Consider the following 23,400-nt stretch of genomic DNA (forward strand, 5'->3'; position numbering starts at 1 on the left):
GCCTATCTAAGCTCGTCCGTGTGCGCGGTCGCGTATTTCACGTGCAATTCAACATGAAAATTCGGAGCATCGCATGGTTTCCAATCAAATGAACTCGTTCGGACATCGGGTGTGCATGACCCAGCCAAGACCCGATCAGGCTCAACTCCAGCAATCAACCCTGCTTCCGACACAATCTTGATATTGTCGTCATTCATTACCTTCCTGATTGCATTGGCAACTACCCGGGCACGTAACTGCGACTGCTGAAAATACTTATTGCCATCTTTATCGTTGGGAAGTAGTACATTCTGATTCTGGCGAACGCCTTGCACAAGGACCAAAATGCTGCGCGGAACACCCGCGCCACGAACTGTCAAGAGTACGTCGTGCAGCCGCTCCAGAATGTCAGCGTTCAACTCCTCGCCACGCGATTCAAGTCCAAGGTCATGCGTAAGATCGAAACAAATATCCATCGCAGGACTGCTGGTAATGACACGCAATGAAACCGAGTCGAATCGAAGGGAAATTTTTCTTCGCACCACCTGCTCGGTACCGAAGATAGTGGAGCGATCCGGCCCTCGCAGGCTGAAGCTCACAAGAGAGATAGCGCCTATGCCTGTCCACATTACATCAGCGCCATGCAATAGCAATCGCCCCTCTGCAGTTCTACGACAGTCCAGAATAGGTCTGCCTATAAATTCGGTGGCGCGTTCAATCGTACCCAATTCCGCCTCAGCTACCTCAATACTTACATTCGAGCTTCGAATACCCATGGCATTGAAAGCCATCTGCGGCAATGTCATGGGTCCGGAGTAAAAAAGCACAAAGGCAAGTGGCAAAAAAAAGAAAAAAGCATATTGCCACCAAACGACTGAACGTATGGATTGGCGCGTAACCGCGTCTGGCTGCTCGCTTGACGTCACCGCAATCAGCATCAGCAAGGTGAAAAATCCAGCCAGGAAGCAGCCGATTAATAAGAAGGTAAAAACCATCAAGCCTTTGACGAGAACCAGACTCAACATCACGATGAACACGACGAGGGAAAATAATACTGAAAAAAAGCCGCGCAGCGGACTTGGCAGCTTATTGAGTGGAGTCCTGCTATTTCTCGTCGCCCCCTTGCGAAACTGACGTATTTTCTTTGGAATCCAACGCAAACGGGGCCACCAGCGAGAAGTCGGAAGGGCCGCTATTTCCTGGATATATCGCAATGGACGAAATGGCGATAATTTCTTACGCCTGAACCGGCACTTGTATCTTATGTAATTGACAATCTGCAGTAACCATAAAGCAGAAAAAGTTCCATAAATCCAGAGTATTCCATATATAAAACTGAAGGCCAACGCAATAAATACAAACAAAATTATCTCGCCTGGCGCCAAGGCGGAAGGGAAAAATTTAATTGAAAATAAATATGAAAATACGACGATAGCGCCAATAGCAATGGCAATTTTGTATGCCAATGATGCGAGGTGATTGACGTTTTCTATGCGTTTGGTATTGGCATCGTTTCTTTCTAGCACCTCAGTTGGCATTGGCGCGTCTGTCGATGGGGTATATTGATTTCCGGATGACATACCCCCCTCCGTTGACAATAGTAATTAATCATGGCACCCAACATATGGGTGTCGTACAGACATATATAGACCTAAAATAAGACCTCTCCCTTACGGAATAATTCGCTCCTCGCCCAAAAAAACCAGTACATTGCGGCGGCAGCGGCAGGGTCTCAATGTCCGCACGCTCGAGGTCACGGCGCCGCCATTGCAGCAGCAGGATGCTCTCAGCCATCATACTCAGATAGGATCGCGGATGGCTACCAGCTGTCCCGTGTGCAGAATGCGCACGACTGTTTCGGAAGCCACGTCTTGCGCTTCTGTTTTGTTGAGCAGCCGTAACAGCAGGCGTTGCAGCACCCATCCCCTTGTATCCCGTAAAACAGGCGGGCCGCCAGCGATTGCTCATGCGGCAAGAGAGATAGTACGGAGACTCATCTATCAGACTCACGAATGATAATGATTCTGATTGTATTTTTACATCGGACCGCCGGCACGGCCCTACCCCGTCGAAATGACCATGTTCAAGGCGCGCCGCAATTCCTTCAGCCGGGGCGGCTTGCCCAGCACGCAGTTGACGTGTTCCGGGTAGTCGCTGTCGGCCGCCAGGCGCTGGCCCCAGCCCGTGAGCATGATGATGGGCGTGGCCGGCGAATGCTGGCGCACGGCGCTGGCCACCTTGCGCCCGTCCACGTGGGGCATGCCCAGGTCCGTGATGACCACCGCGAAATGCTCGCCCCTGTCGCAAGCGGCCAGGAAACAGTCGATGCCGGCCTGGCCGCCATCGGCGGACACCACGTCGTGGCCGTCGATTTCCAGGATGTCGCGCAGGGACTTGAGCACCATCGGGTCGTCGTCCACCACGAGGATGCGCAGGCGCGGCGGCACGGCGTGGGCCGTGTCGGGCACCTCCGCACCCTCGCCTTCCGCGCAGGCGGGAAACGCCAGGCGCACCGCCGTGCCCTGCCCCGGCGCCGTGACGATGTCGATGCCGGCCCCATGGCGCTCCATCATGCCGTACACCATGGCCAGACCCAGGCCCGTGCCCCGCTCGCCCTTGGTGGTAAAAAACGGTTCCAGGCAGCGGCGGCGGGTATTCTCATCCATGCCGATGCCCGTGTCGCCCACTTCGACCTGCACTTGCCGTACCCCGGCCTGGCCCGGCCCGGCGATGCAGGCCGTGCGCACGGTCAGGGTGCCGCCTTCCGGCATGGCGTCGACGGCGTTGAAGACCAGGTTCGTCAGCGCTTCGCGGATTTCGCCCACGCTGCCGGGCAGCATGGGCAACCCGTCCGCCAGCTCCATGCGCAGGGCGATGACGATGCCGCGCTGCTGCGGCATGTCGCTCCAGCGCGCGCGCGTCAAGTCCAGCACCTGCTGCACCACCAGGTTGACATTGATGGGCGACAGCGCCAGTTGCGGTTCGCGCTGGCGGTAGAATTCGCGCATGCGCGCCACGGTGGCGGCCACGTCGTCGATGGCCCGTTCGATGACTTCCAGGCAATGCCGGCCCTGCGGACTGAGATTGGTTTCCGTCTCCAGCAAGGACTCCGTGTACAGGGCCACGGGGGAAATGGCGTTATTGATATCGTGCGCGATGCCGCTGGCCATCTGCCCCAGCGCGCGCAGGCGCTCCTGCTGCATCACCGACTGCTGGGTCTGGCGCAAATCGTCATACGCGCGTTGCAGCGCGCCGTAGAGCTGCGCCTGGTTGGCGGCCAGCGCCACATGCTCGCTCAGCTGACTGAGGAATTCGCATTCGCCGCTGGTGAAGCTGTGCGCGGCGCGGCGCGCCACGATCAGGATGCCGAAGACCGTGTTTTCGGCCAGCAGCGGCGCCATGACGAGGGCGCGCAGCCCCCCTTGGGCCAGCCGCTGCGGAAACGGAAACGCCACATCGGCGATGTCGGCTTCATACACGAGCTTGCCGCGCACGCAGCTCGACAGGCCATTTTCATCGATGGGAATGTGCGCGTGTTCGCTCATCATGAACGACTGCGCCAGCGCCTCGCTGCGCACGCCCACGCACGTCACCTGCAGCGCGTGCTGCGACGGCTCATACAGGCAGATGCAGCTGAAATCGATGGGCAGCTGCTCTTCCAGGCTGCGCACCACCACCTGGAAGATGCTGCGCAAGTCCTGCCGCTCGCCGATCGAGCGCGTGATCTGCTGCAGCAGGTTCAGGCGCTCGAGCTGTTCATGCACCTTGCGCTCGGCCAGCTGGCGTTCGGCGATCTGCGTTTCCAGCGCGGCATTCGTGTGCGCCAGCTCGTCGCGCGAAACGGTGGTGCGGCGCAGCTTTTCCGTCATGCCGTCGAAGGCGCGCGCCAGGTCGCCGATTTCATTCTTGGTGTGCACGCCGAGCGCAAAATCGAGCTTGCCGGCGCCGACGATCAGGGTACCCTGGCGCAGCTTTTCCAGCGGTCCCGTGACGCTGGTCATGGTGAAGTAGATCAAGCCGGCCACCAGCGCGATGATCATGCCGCCAAACAGCATCACGGCCACGTTGGCCTGCTGCTGCGCCTCCAGCACGCCTTGCCGGCTCAATTCGGACAGCCGCATCGCATCCGAAATCATGCCCTGCACCTTGCCCATGATCTGGCCCGACAGGCGCGCTTCCAGCTCGCCCAGCACCTCGCGCCGCTGCGGATCCTGCCCCAGCTCGCGGTGATTCGCGACAAACAGCTCGAACAGGCCGCCCACGCCGGCCAGGTCGCCCTGCAATTCGCGCAGCAGCTTGCGCTCCTCGTCGCCGTTGAAGGCGGGCGTGGCCAGCAGCCCCGTGGACAGCGACTCGCTGCGCAGCTGCCACTGGGCGCGCGTGCGCGCACCGTGGTGCAGCGCATACTCGATCGACAGGTAGCGCAGCGACGTGACGGCTTGCAGGATATCGGCCGCCGCCTTGTTCTTCGCCAGTTCGCGCTGCATCGCCATGGTGGTGGAGAACAACACGGCGACGATGATGGCCACCAGCACCACGCAAAACAATTGGGCCAGCTTGAAGCGCGTGACGATTTTCACGGTGGCCCTCTCAATGAATGACCGTCACGGCCGATGGCGCCACGGCTTCCAGGCCATCCAGGTAGACGGCGTCGAGGAAATTCGGCATGTCGCCGCGCTCGCCCAGGCGGTTCTTGATGGCCCAGCGCGCCTCGTCTTCCAGCGCCAGCAGCAAGCCCTGGTCGAGCACGACGCCAAACTGATAGCCGTGCCAGGCCGCCTGCATGCGCGCCGCCTCGCTGGCCGACGCCCTGGCAAACAGGGCGCGCGCGGCGTCGGGCTCGTCCTGGCAAAAGCGCGCGCCGGCGATCAGCGCGCGCAGCACCCTGCGCATCGTCGCCGGGTGCGCGCGCACGTAATCGCCCGCGCCGGCCACGTTGAACAGGCCCGCGTACACGTCCTCGCCATAGAAGATGGCCGCCTTGCCCGCGATGGCGTGCGTCATGGCCGTCAGGAACGGTTCCCAGCCGGCCGCCGCATCGACCTCGCCGCGGGCCAGCGCAGCGGCCAGCTGGTCCGGCGCGTAGTTGCGCAGGGTGACTTCGCCGGGCAGCAGCTTCTGGCGGTTCAGGAAGGCGTCCAGCGCGAACTGGCCGGAGGTGCCCTGGGTCACGCCGATGCGCTTGCCCTTCAGGCTGGCGGGCGTGGACACGCCGCGGTCCAGGCGCCCCACGATGCCGTGGTCGCGTTCGGCCTCGAAGATGCTGGCGATGATGACGACGGACTGATTCTTCAGGCTCGCCAGCACCACGGGAATATCGGACACGGTGCCCAGGTCGGCCTGGCCCTGCAACACGGCTTCCAGCGACGCCTTGCCCGACGAGTAGGATTGCAGCCGCGCGTGGATGCCTTCGCGCGCGAAATAGCCCTGCCCGTGCGCGGCCAGCACGGGGCAGCTGCCCACGTATTCCGCGTTCACGGCCAGGCGCAGCTCTTCCACGGGGACGGGCGGCGGCGCGGGACGGGCAAACAGCCGCCAGAGGGCGATGGCGGCCAGCACCGCCAGCAGCAGTGCGGCCGCCAGCCAGACCGTCCGCCGCGCTGGCGTCGGGCCGCTCATGCGCTGCACTGCGCCGTGGCCAACTCCAGCGCGCTGTTGACGGCCTCGGAAAACGCCACCACGTCGACCGGCTTGGTGAGATAGCGGTAAAAGCCGGCCGCCAGCCCCTGGCGGACATCGCCGGGCCCCGCCACGGCCGTCAGGGCGATGACGGGAATATGCGCCGTGCGGGCATCGGCGCGCAGCAGCTGCATGACTTGCGTACCGCTGATGTCGGGCAGGTCGATATCCATCAGTATCAGCTGCGGCAGGTGGCGGCGCGCCATCTCCAGGCCCGTTTGCCCGTCGCCGGCCGACAGCAGGTCGAGATCGGGGCGAAAATGGATCAGGCCCGCCACCAGGGTCACGTTCAGGGGATTGTCTTCCACATACAGCAGCGTCTTGCGTTCCGGCAACGTTATCGGCTCGGCGCGCCGGGCGATGGCGGGCAGGCGCGGGCTTTCCTGCAGCGGCTGGCGCGCCGGGCAGCTGGCGATGTCGAGCCAGAAGGTGCTGCCGCGTCCGGGGGTGCTGGCCACGCCCAGCCTGGCCTGCATGGCTTCGGCCAGGCGCTTGCTGACCACCAGTCCCAGGCCCGTGCCCTCCTCGTCGCGCGCATCGCGTCCCAGGCGGTTGAAGGGCTGGAACAGCGCCTCCAGCTGCGCGGCGCTCAGCCCGGCGCCCGTGTCGCGCACGGACAGGCGCAGCCGGTGCGCATCGACGGGCTGGCAATCGACGTGGATCTCGCCCTGTTCGCGGTTGTACTTGACGGCGTTCGACAGCAGGTTGATCAGCACCTGCTTGAGGCGCGTGCGGTCGGCCAGCACATGCAGGCCGACCGCTTCCACGAACGTCAGGGTGATGCCGCGCTTGTGCGCCAGCGGTTCCATCATTTGCCAGCATTCGTGGTAGATGCCGGCCAGGTCCACGGGCTCCATCGACAGCGACATATTGCCCGACTCGATCCTGGCGATGTCGAGGATATCGTTGATCAAGGTCAACAAATGCCGGCCGGCGCCGAATATGTGCGAGGCAAAGGTTTTCCTTTCCTGCGCCGTCGAGGGAATGGAATCGGACGTGAGCATCTGCGAAAAGCCCAGGATGGCGTTGAGCGGCGTGCGCAGCTCGTGGCTCATGCTGGACAGGAAATTGGTCTTTTCCTGGTTCGCCCGCTCGGCCACTTCGCGCGCCAGCTGCAAATCCTTGTTCATGGCGTCGAGTTCGGCCGTGTGCTGGCGCAGCAGCAATTCCAGGCGCGCATTGGCGATGCGCAACTGGCGCGTTTCCAGCGCCCGCGCCAGTATCAGCAGGATGCCCGACACCTTGAACGGCTTGACGACGTAATCGAGCGCACCCGCCTGCATGGCCTGCACGGCCGAAGCAATCGTGCCTTCGCCCGTCATGATGATGCAGGCCAGGTCGGGATCGATCTGCCGCGCCGCTTCCACCACGGCGATGCCGTTCATGCCCGGCATCATCAGGTCGACCAGCAGCAGGTCGAACGATTCGACGGCCAGCAGCGACAGCGCCGCCTCGCCCGAGGCGAGCCCCGTTGTGTCGTAAGCCTGGCCGCGCAAGGTGTCGCACAGCGCGCGCACATGCGCCAGCTCGTCATCGACGATCAGTATCCGCGGCGGCATTGGTGAACTGTTCATGCATTCTCCTGGCGGCATGGCCTTGCGGACCTGAAACCTGCCCCGCAAGATGCGTTCCGAGCATAGCACTTGAAAATTACCAAAAATACACGCTTTGTCACGCGCGCAGCGACGCCAGGACGCCAGGCCGAGGCTAGGTCATGACAGGCAGCCCCTGCAGCAGCTTGTCGAGGGTCAGCGGATAGCAGGCCCGAAGCAGCAGTCTGGTGAACGAACGTTCAGCCGCAGGCCGCGCCGGGTCGTGCCGACGCCCCCCTGCGCCGCGTAACCCGTGTGGCGCGCGCAATGGTCGAGCGCCTGGCGCAAGGCCGTATCGACGTTGCGCAGCGACATGTCGTGCCGCTCGGCCACTTCCTGGCGGGTCAGCTCGTCCACGCGCAGCGCTTCGAGCACTTGCCGGTGGCGCCGCGGCAGCAAGTCGACGGCCTGCGCCAGGCGCCGCACGTCCGCCTGCAGCTCGGCCAGGCGTTCCGGCCCGGCCGCCGTATCGGCCAGGAAATCGACCAGGCCGGCGGCGCCATCGTCACCGCCCTCGTCCGCATACAGCCAGGCGCGGTTGCGGCGCAGGCTGTCCATGGCCGCATTGCACGCCACGCGGAAGACATAGGCGACGGGGCTGTGCGCCAGCGCCGCACCGTCGCCGGCCGCCAGCGCACCCAGCCGCAGCCAGGCGTCGTGCAGGCTGTCGCTGGCCAGCTCGGCGCAGCCCAGGTGGCGCGCCAGGCGCCGGTGCAGTCCCGCGTAATTGCCTTCCAGCACCGCCTGCAGCCGGGCGCCCTGCGCCGGCGCCGGTATCGGCAGGGGCGCCACGTCGTTGGCCGCCTGCAGGCGGGGCCGGATGGCGGGCCGGCACCAGGCCATGCCGGCATGCCCCGCCGCGCGCAGGGGCAAGGCAGCAGCCACATTCGCCATGCCGGCCATCATGGCGACAACCTGCTGCGCTCTTGCGCCGTCAGCTGGCGCGTGGCCGATTCCGGCAAGGTGCCCAGTCCCAGCACGCGCACGGCGCTGCGCGGGTTGTAGTCGGCCGCCTCGATGCGCGCGCCCTCCTGCGGCGCCGCTTGCGCGCTGTCGGGCGGCGCCTCGCTGCCAAAGCCCAGCACGCGCACCGTGAACACGGATGGCTGCGCGGAACGGGTGGCGGCGCGTTCGCGCTGCACCACGTCCTGCGCCGCCGCCGTGGCCTGGGAAGCAGCCGCGCTGGCGTTCGTCATGGCCGCCACGTTGACGGACGCCGCCGTCGGCATGCCCTTCGCTTCGCCCTTGACCTGGATGTTCGCCGCATTCATCACTTTCAGCGCGGCCAGGTTGACGTTGCCCGAGACGCGGATGCCCGCCTCGCCCGCGTCGATGGTACCCAGCGGGGCCAGCAAGTCCACGTCGCCGGCCGGCACTTCCGCGATCGGCGCCAGGGTGGCGATGCCGGCGCCCGTGCTCGGCACGTCGGACGACAGGGTCACGTTGCCCCAGTTGTCATACACGCGCTTGGGCGGCGTGTAGACGATGGTCGACTTCGAACCGCGCCCCGCGTTGATGTCGCCTTCCGACGACCAGCCGAGGATATCGCCGCCAAACGTCGTCATGATGCGGCTCTGGCCCAGCAGGATGCTGCCGTGCGAAAACAGCTCGATATTGCCGCCGCCCTTGGTGATGACGCCCGAGGTCGCCGGCGGCGCCTCGCCTTCGATGCCGAACACCTGCCTGCCGCCTGGCGTCAGCAGCTGGATGTCGCCGCCGAAGTTCGTGTGCACGTAGCCGCTGCGGGGAAAGTAATCCCAGCGCTGCTCGCCGTCATTGCGCACCGCGTACAGGCCGCGGTACATGACGATGTCGCCCGCATAGGCAAGCGCCTTGCCGTTGGCGTCCGTGGCCGGCGCCAGGGCCGCGATGGCGTTGCGGCTACGCAGGAAACTGCCATAGCGCGAGCTGTCCCAGTCGTTGTATTCGCGCCCGCCCGCCTTCAGTTCCGCGAAATATACATTGCGGGCGAACACGCGCTGCTGCGGCTCGGGCAAGGCCAGGTAAAAGGCCAGAACCTCGGCGGCCGTGCCCTTGAAGGCATAGCGTTCGCCCAGCCACACCGCCAGTTCGCTGTCGTACGCTTTCACGACCTTGCCGGCCTGGTCCGCCAGCGGCACGCCCTTCTGCGCCACGTTCGCCGGGTCGAGATACGGCTTGACGAAGCGCAGGTAGTCGAGACCGGCCGCGCCCACGCCCGCCTGCATGGCGATGCCGGCGCCCGGACGCTTGTCGCCCGCCACCACGGGACCGAGGCTGACGACGCTGCCCTTGTCCTGCATCAATATGTTGCGCCCGGCGCTGATGTCCAGCGTGCCGGGACCGGCCACGTTGAAGGAACTGTTCAGGATATCGCGCCCGGCCGACACCACCGACACGTCATACACATTGTTATGCACGACCAGGTTGCTGATATTGCGGAAGCTCATGTCGCTGCCGCTGGTATTGCCGTTAATGGCTTCCAGCTGCGCCGTGCCGCTGCCGACGATATCGCGGCCCGCCTTCATCCACACGGGCTGACCGCCCTCGTACCAGGTGATGCCTGCACGCCTGACATTGGAAAATTCGAGGATGCGGCCGCTGTTCACGCCCACCAGGTCACCCGTGACGGCATAGATGCGGGCCGTCTGCGTGCCGCTGTTGGCGGGACCGGCCGAGGAGTTGGGACCGAAGGCGAACAGCGGGAAGTTCCATTTCGTCGCCGCCGTCCCCGTGCTCGAGATATTCGCCGCCAGGGGATCGGTCACATTAGGCTGGACATCCCAACCCGTGAAACCCGGCTTGAACGGCGTCGCCATGCTGTCGGCAGAGGCGCCGGACTGGCTGACGGAAAAACCGCCCGCATAAATGGAGTCGCTGGCCATCCATTGCAGCTGGGCGTTGGGCGACGGCGCCAGCAGCAGTGGGTGGTCATATTCGCGGATGGTATTCGGATTGCCGATCGCCTTGCCATAATACAAACTGCCATTCGCGGCCGCGGCCCGCACGATGGACGGATAGACGACGGCAAGGTCGGTGTCCGTGTCGATCGCCGCAGTCAGCGGGATCATGTTGCCACCGGCGGAGTACAGATCGAGCGCCGTGCGCGGCGTCCACAGGCTGAACCAGCTGTAGCCATACCCCTGCTCGCCCGCCGCGCCGGTGAACGGCGTGGCATTGAACGGGGTCACGCGGCCTGGGTCGGCCACATCCTGCAGCACCTGGTCGCCCAGGGTTGCCACGCTGAAGGTGGCGTCGCCGGGCACCAGGGTCATGGCGCCCCGGGGCGTGGCGCGCGTGGCGCGGAAGGCATCGTAGGCGCGCGATTCCAGCGGCACGTGATCGCCCCCCCAGGTGCCGTACTGCAGCGCCACGCTGCCCAGTTGCGTGGCCGACGCTTCCGCATGGCCCCGCAAATCGACCAGCGCGCCATTCAGGTGGCGGCCACCGGAGCCGCCGCCTGGGTTGAGGGCGCCGCCCACGCGCAAGTCCAGGTCGCCGCCGCCCGTCTGCAGCAGGCTGCCGTCGGCCTGCATGCGGCCCGTGCCGCCCACGGCCAGCAGCAAGCCCTGCGAACGGGGATTGATGCTGCCGTTATACGTGCTGCCGGTCAGCGGCGCCAGCACGCCGGCGGCGCCCGCCACCTCGGCGCGCACATTGCCGCCGCCCAGGGTGCCGAAACCCGTAAAGCCCAGCACCGTGTCGGCCAGGGTGGGGCGGCCCACGTAGCTGCCGAAATTGATCCACCACGCCACCGGCTGGGGTTGGCCACCCGTAGCCACGCCGCCGCTGCCCTGGCGCCACAGCCAGTTGCCTACTGTCACAGAATCGGCCATGCCATCCTTGCTGACCGGACGCTGGTTGGTTTCGCTGGACTTATCGACCAGCGAACCGCTCAAGTCGCCCCCCACCTTCAGCAGCAGGTTGCCGCCCTGCTCCGGATACCAGGCGCGGTAGATGCTGTCGGCGCCGCCGTCGACCAGGTGTTCATGCGCGCCGTCGGGGTTGCCCAGCACCTTGCCGTCGGCATTGCGCGAACGCGGCAGGTTGTACGGGTCGCCGGCCGCCGTCGGCGTGGTCGACATGCCGGCCGTGTACACGCCATACAGGCTGTCCATGCGCAGGCTGCCGCCGCTGACGAGGTCCAGGTCGCCCGTGCCCGTGCGCAGCACGCTGTAGCGCAGGCTGCTCGCCTTGTAGTCGAACGTGGGGTTCGATGTGCCGCACCAGGTGGGGTTTTCCTCGCAAATGGTGGGCCAGCCCAGCGCCACCGGATCGAGCAGGTCGCCCGCCTTGGTCTTGGGGTCGCCAAACTCTTCCGCGCCTTCCCTGGTCCATACATAGGCCACCTTCAGCAGGCACATGGTAGGGTCGTTGGCGCAAAACACCTCGACAGTCTGACCGAACTGGCTGGTAAATTCCTCGGTGATGGGTTCGCCCGCCACGATGCCGGGAATGCCTTCCCGCTCGCCCAGCTCCTGCGCTTCCTTGGTCCAGTACTGCACGCCCTTCGGCGGGACCAGGATGCCGTACATGCCGTAGTGGCTGTCGGCCAGGCGCAGGGTGCCGCGCGCGGGATGCGCCTGCACGCCGCGCGTATCGGCCCCGTCCAGGTCGGCGCCAGCCACCAGGCGCATGCCCCACGCTTGCGAGCCTTCGGCCAGCATGGGCGCGATGGCCCACAGCTTGCCCTGGCTGCCCGCCACTTCCGGACGCAGGCCGATTGAATCCACATTGGGCAACAGCTTGACGTCGGTGCCGGACGGGATCAGCGAGCCCACGGCCAGTGCCAGCTGGACGTTGAGCGCGAACACCGAGCGCTCGCCCGCCACGCCCGGCAGGGGCACGCCCTTGGGCCAGGTCATGGCGCGCAGCGTCACCGATTGTTTCAGTACGCTGCCCGCATCGAGGCGCATGCCGGCGGTCAAGGTCTGCTCCGTGGCCAGCAGTGTGCCCGCCGCGTGGACGATATTGCCGGCGCTGTCGCGCACGGCGGCCGCCAGCACCGTGCCTGGCGGCAAGGTGATCGCCTGGTCCAGGGTCACGGCCACGGGCAGGCGCGTGTCGGCGAGCAGATTGAAGCCCTTGACGGGCAAATCGTAATTGAGCGCGATGCCTCCCGGGAACAAGGTGCCGTCGGCCAGGGTCACGCCCTTGCCCGGCACGATGACGTCGCTGCCGTTGATGTCGCGCCCCGGCAACAGTTTCCAGCCGCTGTCGTCCTGGGTGGCGGACGGCGGCGCGAAGCCGTCATTGATGCTGCCATAGATGCTCAAATCGCCCCCGGCGCGCAGCAGCAGGCTGCCCACCTCGCCCGAGCCCCGCAAATTGCTTACTTGAAAGCGCGGATTGAGGCTGGCGTAGCGCATGCCCGACAGATCCAGGTCGCCCTGCACCACCAGGTCGCCGTCCGCCGTCTTGCTGACGATATCGACGCCGGGACGCAAATGCAGCGCGTCGGCATACGCGGCCGTGGCCAGGCCCGCCAGCTTGCCGTTGCGCAAGTTCGTATTGGCCAGCGCCGCATCGATGAAGGCCGTGCTGTCCCCATGCTTGCTGTCGAGGTAAGCCTGGTTGATCACCTGGTAAGGGCGGCCGCTGACCGAAAGGTCCGTGGCGTAGGCCGCGTCGTCGTAGCGCTGCATGGCGTTGACGGCGATGGATTTCGCGCCGCGGATGGTCAAGCCGCCGCCGGCGGCGATGGCGATGTCGCCAAAGGTGGCCGCGTCAAGGTCCGTGCGCGCACCGCCGCTGCCCAGGCGCGGCGCGCTCAGCTCCACCGTGCCGCGTGCCACGCCGTCGTGTTCGCCCTTGCCCTTGCCTGCCACGGCCGCCGTGCCGTGGCGCACGTCGATCTGCGCGCCGCCGGCCAGGTTCAATGCACCCTCGCCCGCATTCAGCTCCACCGTGGCGCGGTTCGGGCTGTCGATGATCTTGCCATAGCTGTCGACGCGCAGGACGGTACCGTGCGCGTCGAGCACGGCGTTGCCGGCCAGGGTCAATCCATGCTTGCCGGCCAGGCGGATGCTGCCCACGCGCTCGCCGCTGGCATCGATCACGCCAGCGACGGTGAGGCGGCCATTGTCGACGGCCACCTGCACCTCGCCCGCCTTGACCTCATTGCCGATCGTCAAGTCGCCCCGTTTCAGCTGGAAGCTGCGCGCGCCCGTCACGCCGCCGTCCGTCAGGCGCTTGTTCAGCGAGGCGAACTGGCTGTCCAGGGTGCCGCCGGCGCCCAGGGTCTGCGCGCGCACGTCCACGCTGCCCTTCTTGTACGGCACCATGGTGCCGCCCGCGTCGTAGCTGCCGCTGGCGCCGCCCAGTATCTTGCCCTGCAAATCCACCATGCCGGCCGCGCCATCGAGCGCCACGGCCTTCAGGCTGCCGGCGCGGTTGTTCTCTGCCGACAGGTCGATCACCGCGCCCGCAGCCTGGCGGATATCGCCGGCCCGGCTGTCCAGGGTCACGTCGCCGCCCCAGCTGTACTTGTCCACGTCAAAGAAGGTGGTCTTGCGGCCCGCCATGTCGATGCGCGCGCCGTCAGCCACGGTGATGTCGTGCAGGGCGTTGACGGTGAGTTTGCCGCTAGGCAACACCACGGCCGTCGCCACGCTGACGCTGTCGCCGTTCAAGGCCAGCTGGGCGCCCAGCGCGGCGCTATTTTTGGCGGGAGCCGCTGGCGCCGCGCCGGCCGGCGCCGCCACCTTCAGCGCGCCGCCCGCCGTGTAGCTGTGCGCCGAACCGGCGTCGCCCGTCAGCAGCGGCGTACTGATGTTCAGGTTGCCGCCGCTGTACTGGTAGCCCTTGCCCGTTTCATACCCGCCCTGCGACTGGTAGACGGACAGGCTGCCCTTGTGGTTGGCCGTGACTTGTCCCGACGCTTTCAGGTTGACCGTGCCAAAACCGAGCGCCAGGCGGTCGAACGAAGCGACGCTGGCCGGCTGCGTGAACGGGCCAAAGCCGAAATCGATGCGTTCCGCTTCCAGGTTCAGGGTGCCGCTGCCCGTGCCGGCGCCGTGCGCAATCACATTGCCGGCCGGCGAAAGGGCGCCGCCCCAGACCAGGTTGGCCGTGCGGATGGTGGCCACCGTGCCCGCATCGCCCTGGCCATACATGGCGGGCGTGGTCAGCACCAGGCGCTCCAAGGTGGATTTCCCCGTCGTCTTGTCGTAGGTGTCGAGCACCACGTCGCCATAGAAATTGACGCCGTCCGCCGCGCTCAGCACCAGCGCCTGCAGGGCCGGCGCGCCCGCGCTGGTGTCGCCGCGCAGCAGGCGGTCCAGCACGCCCTGGTTCATGGCCAGGCCGTTGGCGCGCGTGCCGTTGGCCTGGGCCGCCGCCAGCGCTTCGCTGCTGCCCATGTTGATGGCGCCCACGGCCAGGCCCAGGTTGCGCGTGCCGTAGCGGGCGGAATCGTCCAGCGCGAAGCTGCCATTGGTCGACAGCAGCAAGGTGCCTTCCGAGTACAGGCTGGCCGTGCCGATGCGGATGCCGCCGCGCGCCGTGCCACTGACCGGCGCCACATTGAGCAAACCGTTCGACGCGGCCAGCATGTGCACGTCCTCGCGGCCCTTCTTGTAGATGAAGCCGTCGTTGGCGTCATACGCGGCCTTGCCCTTGCCCAGGGTGCTGATGCCGGCGCCGGCCGCGATATCGATCAAGCCGTCGCCCAGCAGATAACTGCTGGGGTCCTGGGCGACGAGGAACACCTCGGGCGCCGACAGCACGGCCCCCGCGCGCAGGTAGATGGAGCGCGCCGAATTGGCGCCGAAACTCACGTAGTTGCCGGCCTGGCCATATTCCACCGACGGCGCATTGCCCACCAGGATACGGGCTGCGCCGATACTGTTCAGGCTCGAGGCGCGCACGCTGACCAGTCCGGCGTCGCGGGTGGCCGGCGCGCCGTCGGCAAGGATTTCAATGTCGCCCTTGGCGCTATTGCTCGGCATCACGATCACGGTGCCGCCATAGCCGCCCTCGGCGGCGCCGAACTTGCCGGTGCCCTTGAACTGGAAGGTGTCCAGGCCGCCGTCCTGCATCATGCTCAGCTTGAGCGTTTTCGCATCGGACGGCAGCAGCGCGCGGGGAATGCCCCGCGTTTGCGCGTCGGCCAGCGCGAATGCGGCATAGCCGGTCTCGTTGTACTGCGAATACGTGCGCAAGACCTTGGCCGGCGTGAGTATCAGCTGGCTGGCCAGCGGCGCGCGGATGTCCGTGCCCGCGATCGACAGGGTGCCGGGCGCGGCCCAGGAACCGTTGCGCAGCGGCTGCGCCACGCTGCCGGCGCCGCCCTGGCCCGCCAAACCGTTCAGTTCCACGCGGAAGGCGCCCGGCAACAGCGCATAGGTGGACGGCATCAGCGTGTAGGTGCCGGCCGCCAGGCCAGGCACGCCGCTGCCTATCGTCACCTGCCGGCCCACGGCCGGATCAGACGCCGCCTTTTCGCCGCCCGAAGGCGCTTGCGGCGCCTGCACGCCCGGCACGATGGCGTACACGGGGTTGGTGGCCAGGCCCGGCAACACAAAGCCGCCGTTCGCGCCCACCTGCGCCAGCGGATGGTAGCGCGCATCGGTGGAGCCGCCGCGGCCGGCGATGAAGCCGGCGCCCGTCAATTCGCCGCCGCCGGACAGGTCGAGCAGCGCGCCCGGCCGCACATCCACGGCCACGCCCGCCAATTCCACGCCGATGCGCAGGCCGCCCTGCGCATTGATGCCGCCCACGCCCATTAAGGTGACCGGCTTGCCGCTGACGTTCCAGGTCTGGCCATCGACGGTGCCGCCATACGGCATGACCAGGCCCGCGCCGCTGACGGAACTGATGCTGTTGGCCAGCAGATTCACGCTCAGGCTCTTGTCATTGTCATAGCGGGCCGCGCCGATCACCAGGCGCCCCAGCGGCGCGCGCACCACGCCGCCCTGCTCGATATGCGCCGCTTCCAGCTCCAGCGAGCCGAAAGCGGAATACGGCATGGCCGGCACGGCGTCGGTCGCGCGGCCGATGGTCAGGCTGCGCGCAGGATCGTAGCCGAACTTGCCGCCAACGGAACCATAGCCCACGCGCACGGCGGCGCCGGCGCCCGATTCCGGATACAGCTGGGCTGCAACGAGGGTCATGTCGCCCGGCGTGGACAACACCGTCGTCGCCTGGTTGCCGTCCCAGCCCAAGGGCGACAGCAGGAAGCGCAGGTCGCCGCGGCTGCTCAGGCGCACGTCGTCAGCCAGCATGTTCACCGTGCCGCGCACGTCGATCAGGTCGCCCGCAATGCTGATCTGGCTGGCGACCGGCGATGCCCCCGCGCTGCCCGGCGTCGTATAGAAATCGCGGCCGGCCGGCTTGATGCTGGCCAGGCGCACATACGGCGCCGCGATGCTGATGCGCGCGCCGGGCTGGCTGCCGGGCGTGAGCACGGGCGCGCCGTACAGCTGGAAGCTTTGCTGCAGCCGCAGCGCCACGTCGCCGTCGAACGAAGCGGCGCCCAGCAGCGCCAGGTTGGCGAAACCGCCCGCCTCCACCTGCTCCACGGAAAAACGGCCGTGGCCATACTGCAGCGTTGCCGCGGCGTCCTGCGCGCTCGCGTGCGCGGCCAGGTCGCTGGCGCCCTGGCGCTGCGTCATGGCCAGCTGGCGGCCCTGCAGCACCTGCGGCGTGGCCAGCACTTTCAGGTATTCGGGCGTGCCCGTGGCCACGGACAGGGTGCCGCCCGCCGCGCCCGCGCCGCCGGCCCTGGCCCGCAGCTGGCCATCGAGGTACAAGCCATTGTTCGACGCCAGCGCGATGCTGCCGCCCGCGCTGGCCACGTCGATGGCGTCGCCATTGACGTCGAGCACGGCGTGCGCGCCGGACGCGTCGAGCACGGCGCCGTCGCGCACGACGACGAACAGGCTGGCCGCCGAAGTGCCGCCCTGCGCATGGTCGATCTCGCCGCCGACGACGATGCTGCCGCCATCGACCACCTTGCCGTAGCGCCGGCCCTGCGCGTCCGTGGCGCTGACGGCGCGCGACGCGACGTCGAGCACGGCGTTCTCGCCGATCCAGATGGAGCGGCCATGGCCGGCCGCCTCCACCGCTTCGGAAACCGTCCGGTCGACGCCCACGCCGCCCAGGCTGATCTTGCCGCCCCACGCGTTCAGGCGCCCTTCCACCGTCAGCTGGCCCACGCTGGACAGCTTGATGGACTGGCCCGCATCGACGCTCACCACGGCATTCTTGCTCACCAGCAATTCGGCGATGGCCATGTCGGCCGCGCCGGACTGGATATCGCCCACCTGCAGGGCCAGGCTGGCGCCCTTGCGCTGCGTCAAGGTTCCCTTCAGCGGATTTTCCGTGACCTGTTCCGGCATCCACAGGACCAGTTTTTCATTGTCCGCCACGCGCAATACCGGCATGCGCACGTCCACCTGCGTGCCGTCCGCTACCGTGACGCCCTGCTTGCCGACCAGGCTGTAGCTGGAAAACCCCTTGTCGAAGAAGCCGCCGTCCAGCTGCAGGGTGCCGGCCTCGGGTTTTTCAACGTGGCCGATCATGATCTTGTTGGCCTGTAATTCCAGCTTGCCGCCGCCCGCCACGCCATGGCCGCGCACTTGCGCGCCCTTGCCCAGCACCAGGTCGGCCTTCGGTCCGTAGCTGGCCAGGGTCACGTTGCCGCCCTTGCCGCCCTGCTGTTTCGCCTGCGCCAGGATGGCCGCGCCGGAACCGACGTCGACCAGGCTGCCATTGCCGATGCGCACGTCACCATACGTTCGCAACGATACGCTGCCGCCGTTCATATAAGGCAGGCCGGCGGCGGCCAGCGGGTCGCGCAGCACGTTACTGAGCAGGCCGCTGGCATCGAGGCTGACGCCGTCAGCCAGCACCAGCGTGCCCGGAGGCACGCCAGGATTGACGAAGGTATCGAGCATGCCCAGCGAACCGATCTGGTTCAGCACGTTGCCGGCCGCGATGCTGCCGCCGCGGCTGCGCAGGCTGGCATTGATGGCCACGTCCTTGCCGAACAGGGTGATATTGCCGCCATCGGCCACCTGCAGCGCGCTGTCGACGGTGATCGCGCCCTTGGCGGCGATGCGCAGGGCGCCCAATTGCTGATTGTTCAGCAAGGTGGTGTCGAGCAGCAGCTTGCCCTCGCGCTCAGTGGACAGCAAGCCTGTCACGTCGAGGCCGGCGGCGATGCCGTCCTGCACGCGCGTCAGGCGCACCTCGTCCATGACGGCGGACAGCGCATGCTGCAGCACGCCCGTGCGCTTGTCGAACATCGGCACGTACTGGCCCACGATCAGCTGCCCCCGCTGCGCGGCCGCCAGCTGCGACTGCTGGTAACCGTCGAGCAGCGCTTGCGGCGCCTGCGCCTGGCGCTCGCCCTGGAAAACGTCGCCCGCGATGCCCCCTTCCAGCACGGCCGACCCCGTGGCCACCACCAGCTTGCCCGCGTCGCGGCCCACCGTGTAGCCGTTTTCCAGGCGCTTTTGCGCGGCGATCAAAGGATTGGCGTAGAAGGCGCTGGCATCCTTGCCCCAGCGCACATGTTCTTCCTCGTAACCCTTGTACACGCCCGCATACGGCAAGTCGGCGGGCGCGCTGCCCGCTTCGTACAACTTGCCGTCCGCGCCTTTCAGCCAGGTCTGGCGCAGCGCGCCCGTCTGCACGTCCAGGGTGCCGCCCGACAGGTTGATGCTGGAGCCAAGCTGCGTGACGACATCCTTGCCGCCGAAGCTGACCGTGCCGCCCTGCGCCATCCATTCGCTGACGGAGTGGCCCTGCGTGCCCAGGTAGCCGGCCACTTCCAGCAAGCCGCCCGCCGTGTACCAGCGGTCGCTGTCGTAGCCGTTCGTGCCTTTTGGCACGAACACGAGCTTGCGGCGGTCCACCCAGATATTGTTATTGATCAAAGCCTTGCCGTCGCGGTTGACGGGCGCATCGCGCTGCTCGTTGCCCTGCACGTTGATCTCGACATTGTTCGCTTCCATCGCCACCTTCACGCCCACGGCGCCGGAAACGTCGAGCTGGGCGCCGTCGCGCAGCAGGCTGCGGCTGGCCGCGTTGACGGCGATCTGGCCGCCCGTGGCCAGGGTCAGCGAGTCACCCATGAATTCCACCGTGCCGGCGCTGCCGATCTCGATGCGCGACTGGTCGCGGCGGTCGTTCACGGCGAGGATGTTTTCCGTGGACGTCACGGCCGGGCCGCGCATGGCGTCGCGCTGGCTGTCGAGCGCCGTCGTCTTGCCGTCATCCTCGACGAGGACGGCCGTGGTGGCGCCGCGGCCCACGGTGACGGCGGCGTCGCTGCCCAGGGCGTTGAGGTGGATGGTGCCGCGCGTGGCCGTGGTGGTGGTCGCCAGCAGCACGCCGTCCTGCCGCACATCGCGCCCGGCCAGGGTGACGTCGCCTTCGCGCGCCTGGATCAGGCCCGTGTTGACCACCTTGCCCGCCGTGCTGCCGGCCGCGAACTGCGGCGTGACTTCGCTGCCGCGCGTGGTCGACAGGGGGTTGCCATCCGTGCCCACGCCTTTTTTAATGGTAAAGCTGTCGCCGGCGGCCAGCAGGGCCTGGCCTTTCGGCGTGCTGATCTCCCCCCCGTTGTGGACTTCCTTGCCCAGCAGCATCACATAGCCGCCGCCTTCCGTGCTGCCCTTGGGCGCATTGCTGGCGATGCGCGCCCCCGCCTGCACCTGCACCTTGCCGGCCGCGTCCGTGAACGTCGTGGCGCCGGCCGTGCCGGGGCTGTAGATGCCGTTTTTCTGGAATTGCGCATCGCTGATACGGGCCGCGGCCGCCACCAGGCTGCGCGTATCGACCTGGCTCGCGCCGTTGAAGACGATGCCGTTGCGGTTGACGAGCAGCAGCGTGCCGTCGGCCTTGATCTGGCCCTGGATCTGGCTGGGACGGGCTTGCGGATCGTTGACCCGGTTCAGCACGGCCCAATCCTTTTGTTGCTGGAACGTCAAGGTCGTGTCCTTGCCGACGTTAAACGTTTCCCAGTTCAGGATGGCCTTGTCCGCCGTCTGCTGCACCACCACGGCCGTCTTGCCGTTCGCCACCGTCTGCACGGGCGCCTGGGCGTTGAGCCAGCCGGCCGTCAGGCTGTTGGTGTCGACCTGCAAGCCGCATTTCACGAGGCCATCGGGTGCTCCGGGCACGCCGGCCGCCGCCTGGCGCGCCTGCGCCTGGGCCGCTTGCTGCGCGGCGATGGCGCGCGCGGCCAGGTTCAGGTTGTTGAGCGAGCGCTGCAACTGCTGGTTCGCCTGCTGTTGCTGACCCTCGGGCCGGCTGCCCAGCGGCAGCGGCTGGCCATTCGGCAAGCGGCCCGAAGTGGCCGCCGTATTTTGCGCCGCGCCCTTTGCCGCGAACCAGCCGCCGCTGAACGCCTGCTGCGCGCGGGCCGGCGTGGCAAAGGCGCCCGCCATCAGCATGGTGGTCAGTGCGTAGGCGAGCGGCGTGAGCCGCAAGCGGCTGCCCAGCGTGGAGGTACGCTGCGCGTCCATGTCGACGTTCGGGACTGGGCGCTGGGCAGTGTGAAACTTGGTCATGGCAATGGTTTCCTGGCTAGAGAGAAGGGAACGGAGCCTGGCGGTAGCGCAAGCGTCCATGCCTCCATGACGTAGCCGGATGGCGGAAGGGATAATGTTTTTTGAAAAATATTTTTAAATATTTTCAAATAAGCCTGCCAAAGGGAAACCTGGAATCAGCGGAAATCAACTGAGCAGCACGATGCCGCCCGGCAAACTGGTCATTTGCGCGCCGTACAGGTCGCGTATCATCGCCAGCGCGCCATCGGTTTGCCCGATGGAAAAACGCATGCGCACGAGGCGGCGCCCCAGCTCGGCATTGCGCAGCACCACCCGGCCCGGCCGGTAGCGGTTGATTTCATCGACGACTTCGGCCAGCGGCTTGCCGACGAACGACAGCGCGCCCGTGCGCCACGCGCTGGCCTCCTCCGCTGGCGCGGCCGTGGCCGCCTGCACGCCCCGGTCGTCGTAGACCAGTTGCTGCCCCGCATCGAGGGTCTGGCGCCGCTGCTGCCAGACCACGTCCACGGCGCCCGCCAGGCAGGTGACGCAGACGGCGTCATCCGTGTGGCGCACGTTGAAGCGGGCCGACTGCGCCAGCAAGCGCCCCGCGCCCGCCACCACCGTGACGGGCTGGCGCGCGCCGCTGGCGAGGATTTCCGCTTCGCCGCCGAGCAATTCGATGGCTTCCGGCGCCCGCACATCGATGCGCGTCTGCGTATTCATCTGTACCGTCATCTGCTGCGACACGGCCACCTGCCGCTGCTCGCCCGTGCCCGTGCGGTAGTCGGCGCTCCATTCCTGCAGCGACGGCCAGGCGCCCAGCGGCGGGCGCAAGGCCAGCACGGCCACGCCGGCCGCCAGCGCGCCGCCCAGGAAAGCCCGGCGCCCGGGGCGCGCCGGGAACGCCAGCACGTTCGCCCGCTGCGGCGCGGCATCGGCAGCGCGGTCCAACGCGGGGGCCAGCGCCTGCCACACTTGCTGGAGTTCGCGCCAGGCGCGCGCATGCGCGGGGCTGCGCGCGCACCAGGCGCGCAAGGCGTCGGCGTCCGCCTGCGTGAAATCGTCGCCGCGCAGCCGCGCCCACCAGGCAGCGGCTTGCCGGCCGATGTCAGCGTCGCTGTCGGCGGTATGGGAAGGGGCGCGTGGATCGCGGTCAGGAGCAGTCATGAGATTCATCAATATTTACGGCGGCCCGACACATCGCTACGCTGGGCGGCGTCGGCGTCGGCCATGCACGTTTTACAGTGTTGCATGGCGGCCTGCAATTCTTTCTTCACCATCGCCACGGAAATGCCGAAGCGCTCGGCAATGTCCGCATTGAGCAAACCATCGACCCTGGCGGCCGCCAGGATGGCGCGGCGGCGCGGCGACAGACCCGCCAGCGCCGCGTCGAGCGCCTGCACGTCGAGCCGCGCCGAGACGATGCGGGCCGGGTCGCTGATGTCGTCGCCCACCTCGTCGGCCATGTGCATCAGTTCTTCGCGCTCGCGCTCGGTGACGATGATGCGGTCGCGGCGGTAGGCATCGGTAGCGATATTGGCCGCCATGCGCAGCAGATAGGCGTCCGGGTTGTGGACGGGCGCGGCGGCGGGACCGGGCGCCACCATCACTTCGAGGCGCAGCCACGTTTCCTGCAGCGCATCGGCCGCATGGTGCTTGCAGCCGACCACGCGCTCCAGGCGCCCGCGCAGCACGGCGTAGCGCGAACTGAGGTGGCGTTTCAGCTTGGTGCGCAGGTCGGGCATGCTCATGGCGCGAGCCTTCCCATTGTTCCGGGGGCGCAATCGACTTCGCTGCCCGGCCCTTGCGGCAGCAGCAGGATGGAAACGGGTTGCGGCATCGACGGCTGCGGCGCCGCGCCCACGCGCATGCCCAGCACCAGGCGCGCAATGGCCGTGTCGCGCGCGCGCAAGCCTGTGCTGTCGAGCAGGTGCACGCGGTCCACCACGCCGGCGCGGTTCAGATACAGTTGCAGCGCAAGCCGGTAGCCGCCGGGACGCGTCTGCGCCGCGCGGCACAGCAAGCCCAGCAGCACGTGCTGCAAGCGGCTCACATAGGCCGCATGGTCGCCGCCGCCCTGCGTGGCGCCCGGGATGTCAGCGGCAGCCACGACGGCGGCCTGCGGCAGCTCCTCCGCGGCGGCAGCGCCGGCCGGGGCGTACACGATGACGGCTTGTGCGTCGGACAGGCGCGATTGCAGGCCCGTGCCTTCCAGCAAGGCTTGCAGGGCCGCGCCGGCCGCATGGGCGCCGCGCACGGCCCCCGACTGGCGCTGCGCGTAGCGCTGGTCCATCAGCACGGCGATGCCCGTGCGGCGGCTGTACAGGTCCAGCGCGTCGCCCAGGTTTTGCGCGGCGATATCGAACTGCAGCACGGGGCCGTCGGCCGGCTGCGCCCGCACGGGCCCCACCGCGGCCAGGAAACCCAGCAAAACCAGGTATCCTGCCAGCGCAAGCACATGGACGGATGCCGGGCTGCCTGTCATATCGCTATCGAGTCGCTATCGTGTGAGGGGGGAATTGCGTGGAAACAAGGCATTGCCAAGTAACAACTCTTGCATCAACTGCAATAGCCTACACAGAAAAAATGACAGCTTCGTGACATCGTCAGCGTGCATAAATTTCGCCATGCGGGACGTCCGGCGCGCCACCTATTTCGGCTACACTGGC

General features: G+C 67.0%; 9 protein-coding genes. All 9 read right to left on the reverse strand.

Annotated elements, in window-relative coordinates; translation table 11 throughout:
• Window positions 1–2: 2 nt before the first annotated feature.
• On the reverse strand, window positions 3–1,559 hold the full coding sequence (locus tag NCG91_RS06175) for a hypothetical protein (RefSeq protein WP_251349033.1): 1,557 nt from the start codon (window positions 1,557–1,559) through the stop codon (window positions 3–5).
• Between the two features lie 480 nt (window positions 1,560–2,039).
• Window positions 2,040–4,559, reverse strand: a complete 2,520-nt coding sequence (locus NCG91_RS06180) for an ATP-binding protein (RefSeq protein ID WP_251349034.1) — start codon at window positions 4,557–4,559, stop codon at window positions 2,040–2,042.
• 10 nt (window positions 4,560–4,569) lie between these two features.
• A complete protein-coding gene (locus tag NCG91_RS06185) occupies window positions 4,570–5,598 on the reverse strand; it encodes an ABC transporter substrate-binding protein (RefSeq protein WP_251349035.1) in 1,029 nt (342 codons plus the stop codon).
• A complete protein-coding gene (locus tag NCG91_RS06190; RefSeq protein ID WP_251349036.1) occupies window positions 5,595–7,232 on the reverse strand; it encodes a response regulator in 1,638 nt (545 codons plus the stop codon). The genes NCG91_RS06185 and NCG91_RS06190 overlap by 4 nt, the downstream gene beginning before the upstream one ends.
• Before the next feature lie 174 nt (window positions 7,233–7,406).
• Window positions 7,407–8,156 (reverse strand): sigma-70 family RNA polymerase sigma factor, encoded by a 750-nt coding sequence (locus NCG91_RS06195; RefSeq protein ID WP_251349037.1) that lies wholly within the window; start codon window positions 8,154–8,156, stop codon window positions 7,407–7,409.
• Window positions 8,153–20,749, reverse strand: coding sequence for a filamentous hemagglutinin family protein (locus NCG91_RS06200; protein ID WP_251349038.1), 12,597 nt, complete (start codon window positions 20,747–20,749; stop codon window positions 8,153–8,155). The genes NCG91_RS06195 and NCG91_RS06200 overlap by 4 nt, the downstream gene beginning before the upstream one ends.
• A 165-nt stretch (window positions 20,750–20,914) precedes the next feature.
• Entirely contained in the window at window positions 20,915–21,898 is a 984-nt protein-coding gene (locus tag NCG91_RS06205) for a FecR family protein (RefSeq protein ID WP_251349040.1), read from the reverse strand.
• Between the two features lie 8 nt (window positions 21,899–21,906).
• A complete protein-coding gene (locus NCG91_RS06210; RefSeq protein ID WP_251349041.1) occupies window positions 21,907–22,482 on the reverse strand; it encodes an RNA polymerase sigma factor in 576 nt (191 codons plus the stop codon).
• Window positions 22,479–23,216, reverse strand: a complete 738-nt coding sequence (locus tag NCG91_RS06215; RefSeq protein WP_251349042.1) for a hypothetical protein — start codon at window positions 23,214–23,216, stop codon at window positions 22,479–22,481. Before NCG91_RS06215 ends, NCG91_RS06210 begins: the two co-directional genes overlap by 4 nt.
• Window positions 23,217–23,400 lie beyond the last annotated feature (184 nt).

The organism is Janthinobacterium kumbetense, from assembly GCF_023703445.1.
Lineage (GTDB): Bacteria > Pseudomonadota > Gammaproteobacteria > Burkholderiales > Burkholderiaceae_D > Janthinobacterium > Janthinobacterium kumbetense.

Bases quoted from the DNA above. Each gene is read 5' to 3' on its own strand.
- NCG91_RS06185 (WP_251349035.1), bottom strand. From the start codon at position 5,598: ATGAGCGGCCCGACGCCAGCGCGGCGGACGGTCTGGCTGGCGGCCGCA.
- NCG91_RS06210 (WP_251349041.1), bottom strand. From the start codon at position 22,482: ATGAGCATGCCCGACCTGCGCACCAAGCTGAAACGCCACCTCAGTTCG.
- NCG91_RS06195 (WP_251349037.1), bottom strand. From the start codon at position 8,156: ATGATGGCCGGCATGGCGAATGTGGCTGCTGCCTTGCCCCTGCGCGCG.
- NCG91_RS06200 (WP_251349038.1), bottom strand. From the start codon at position 20,749: ATGACCAAGTTTCACACTGCCCAGCGCCCAGTCCCGAACGTCGACATG.
- NCG91_RS06175 (WP_251349033.1), bottom strand. From the start codon at position 1,559: ATGTCATCCGGAAATCAATATACCCCATCGACAGACGCGCCAATGCCA.
- NCG91_RS06205 (WP_251349040.1), bottom strand. From the start codon at position 21,898: ATGACTGCTCCTGACCGCGATCCACGCGCCCCTTCCCATACCGCCGAC.
- NCG91_RS06215 (WP_251349042.1), bottom strand. From the start codon at position 23,216: ATGACAGGCAGCCCGGCATCCGTCCATGTGCTTGCGCTGGCAGGATAC.
- NCG91_RS06190 (WP_251349036.1), bottom strand. From the start codon at position 7,232: ATGAACAGTTCACCAATGCCGCCGCGGATACTGATCGTCGATGACGAG.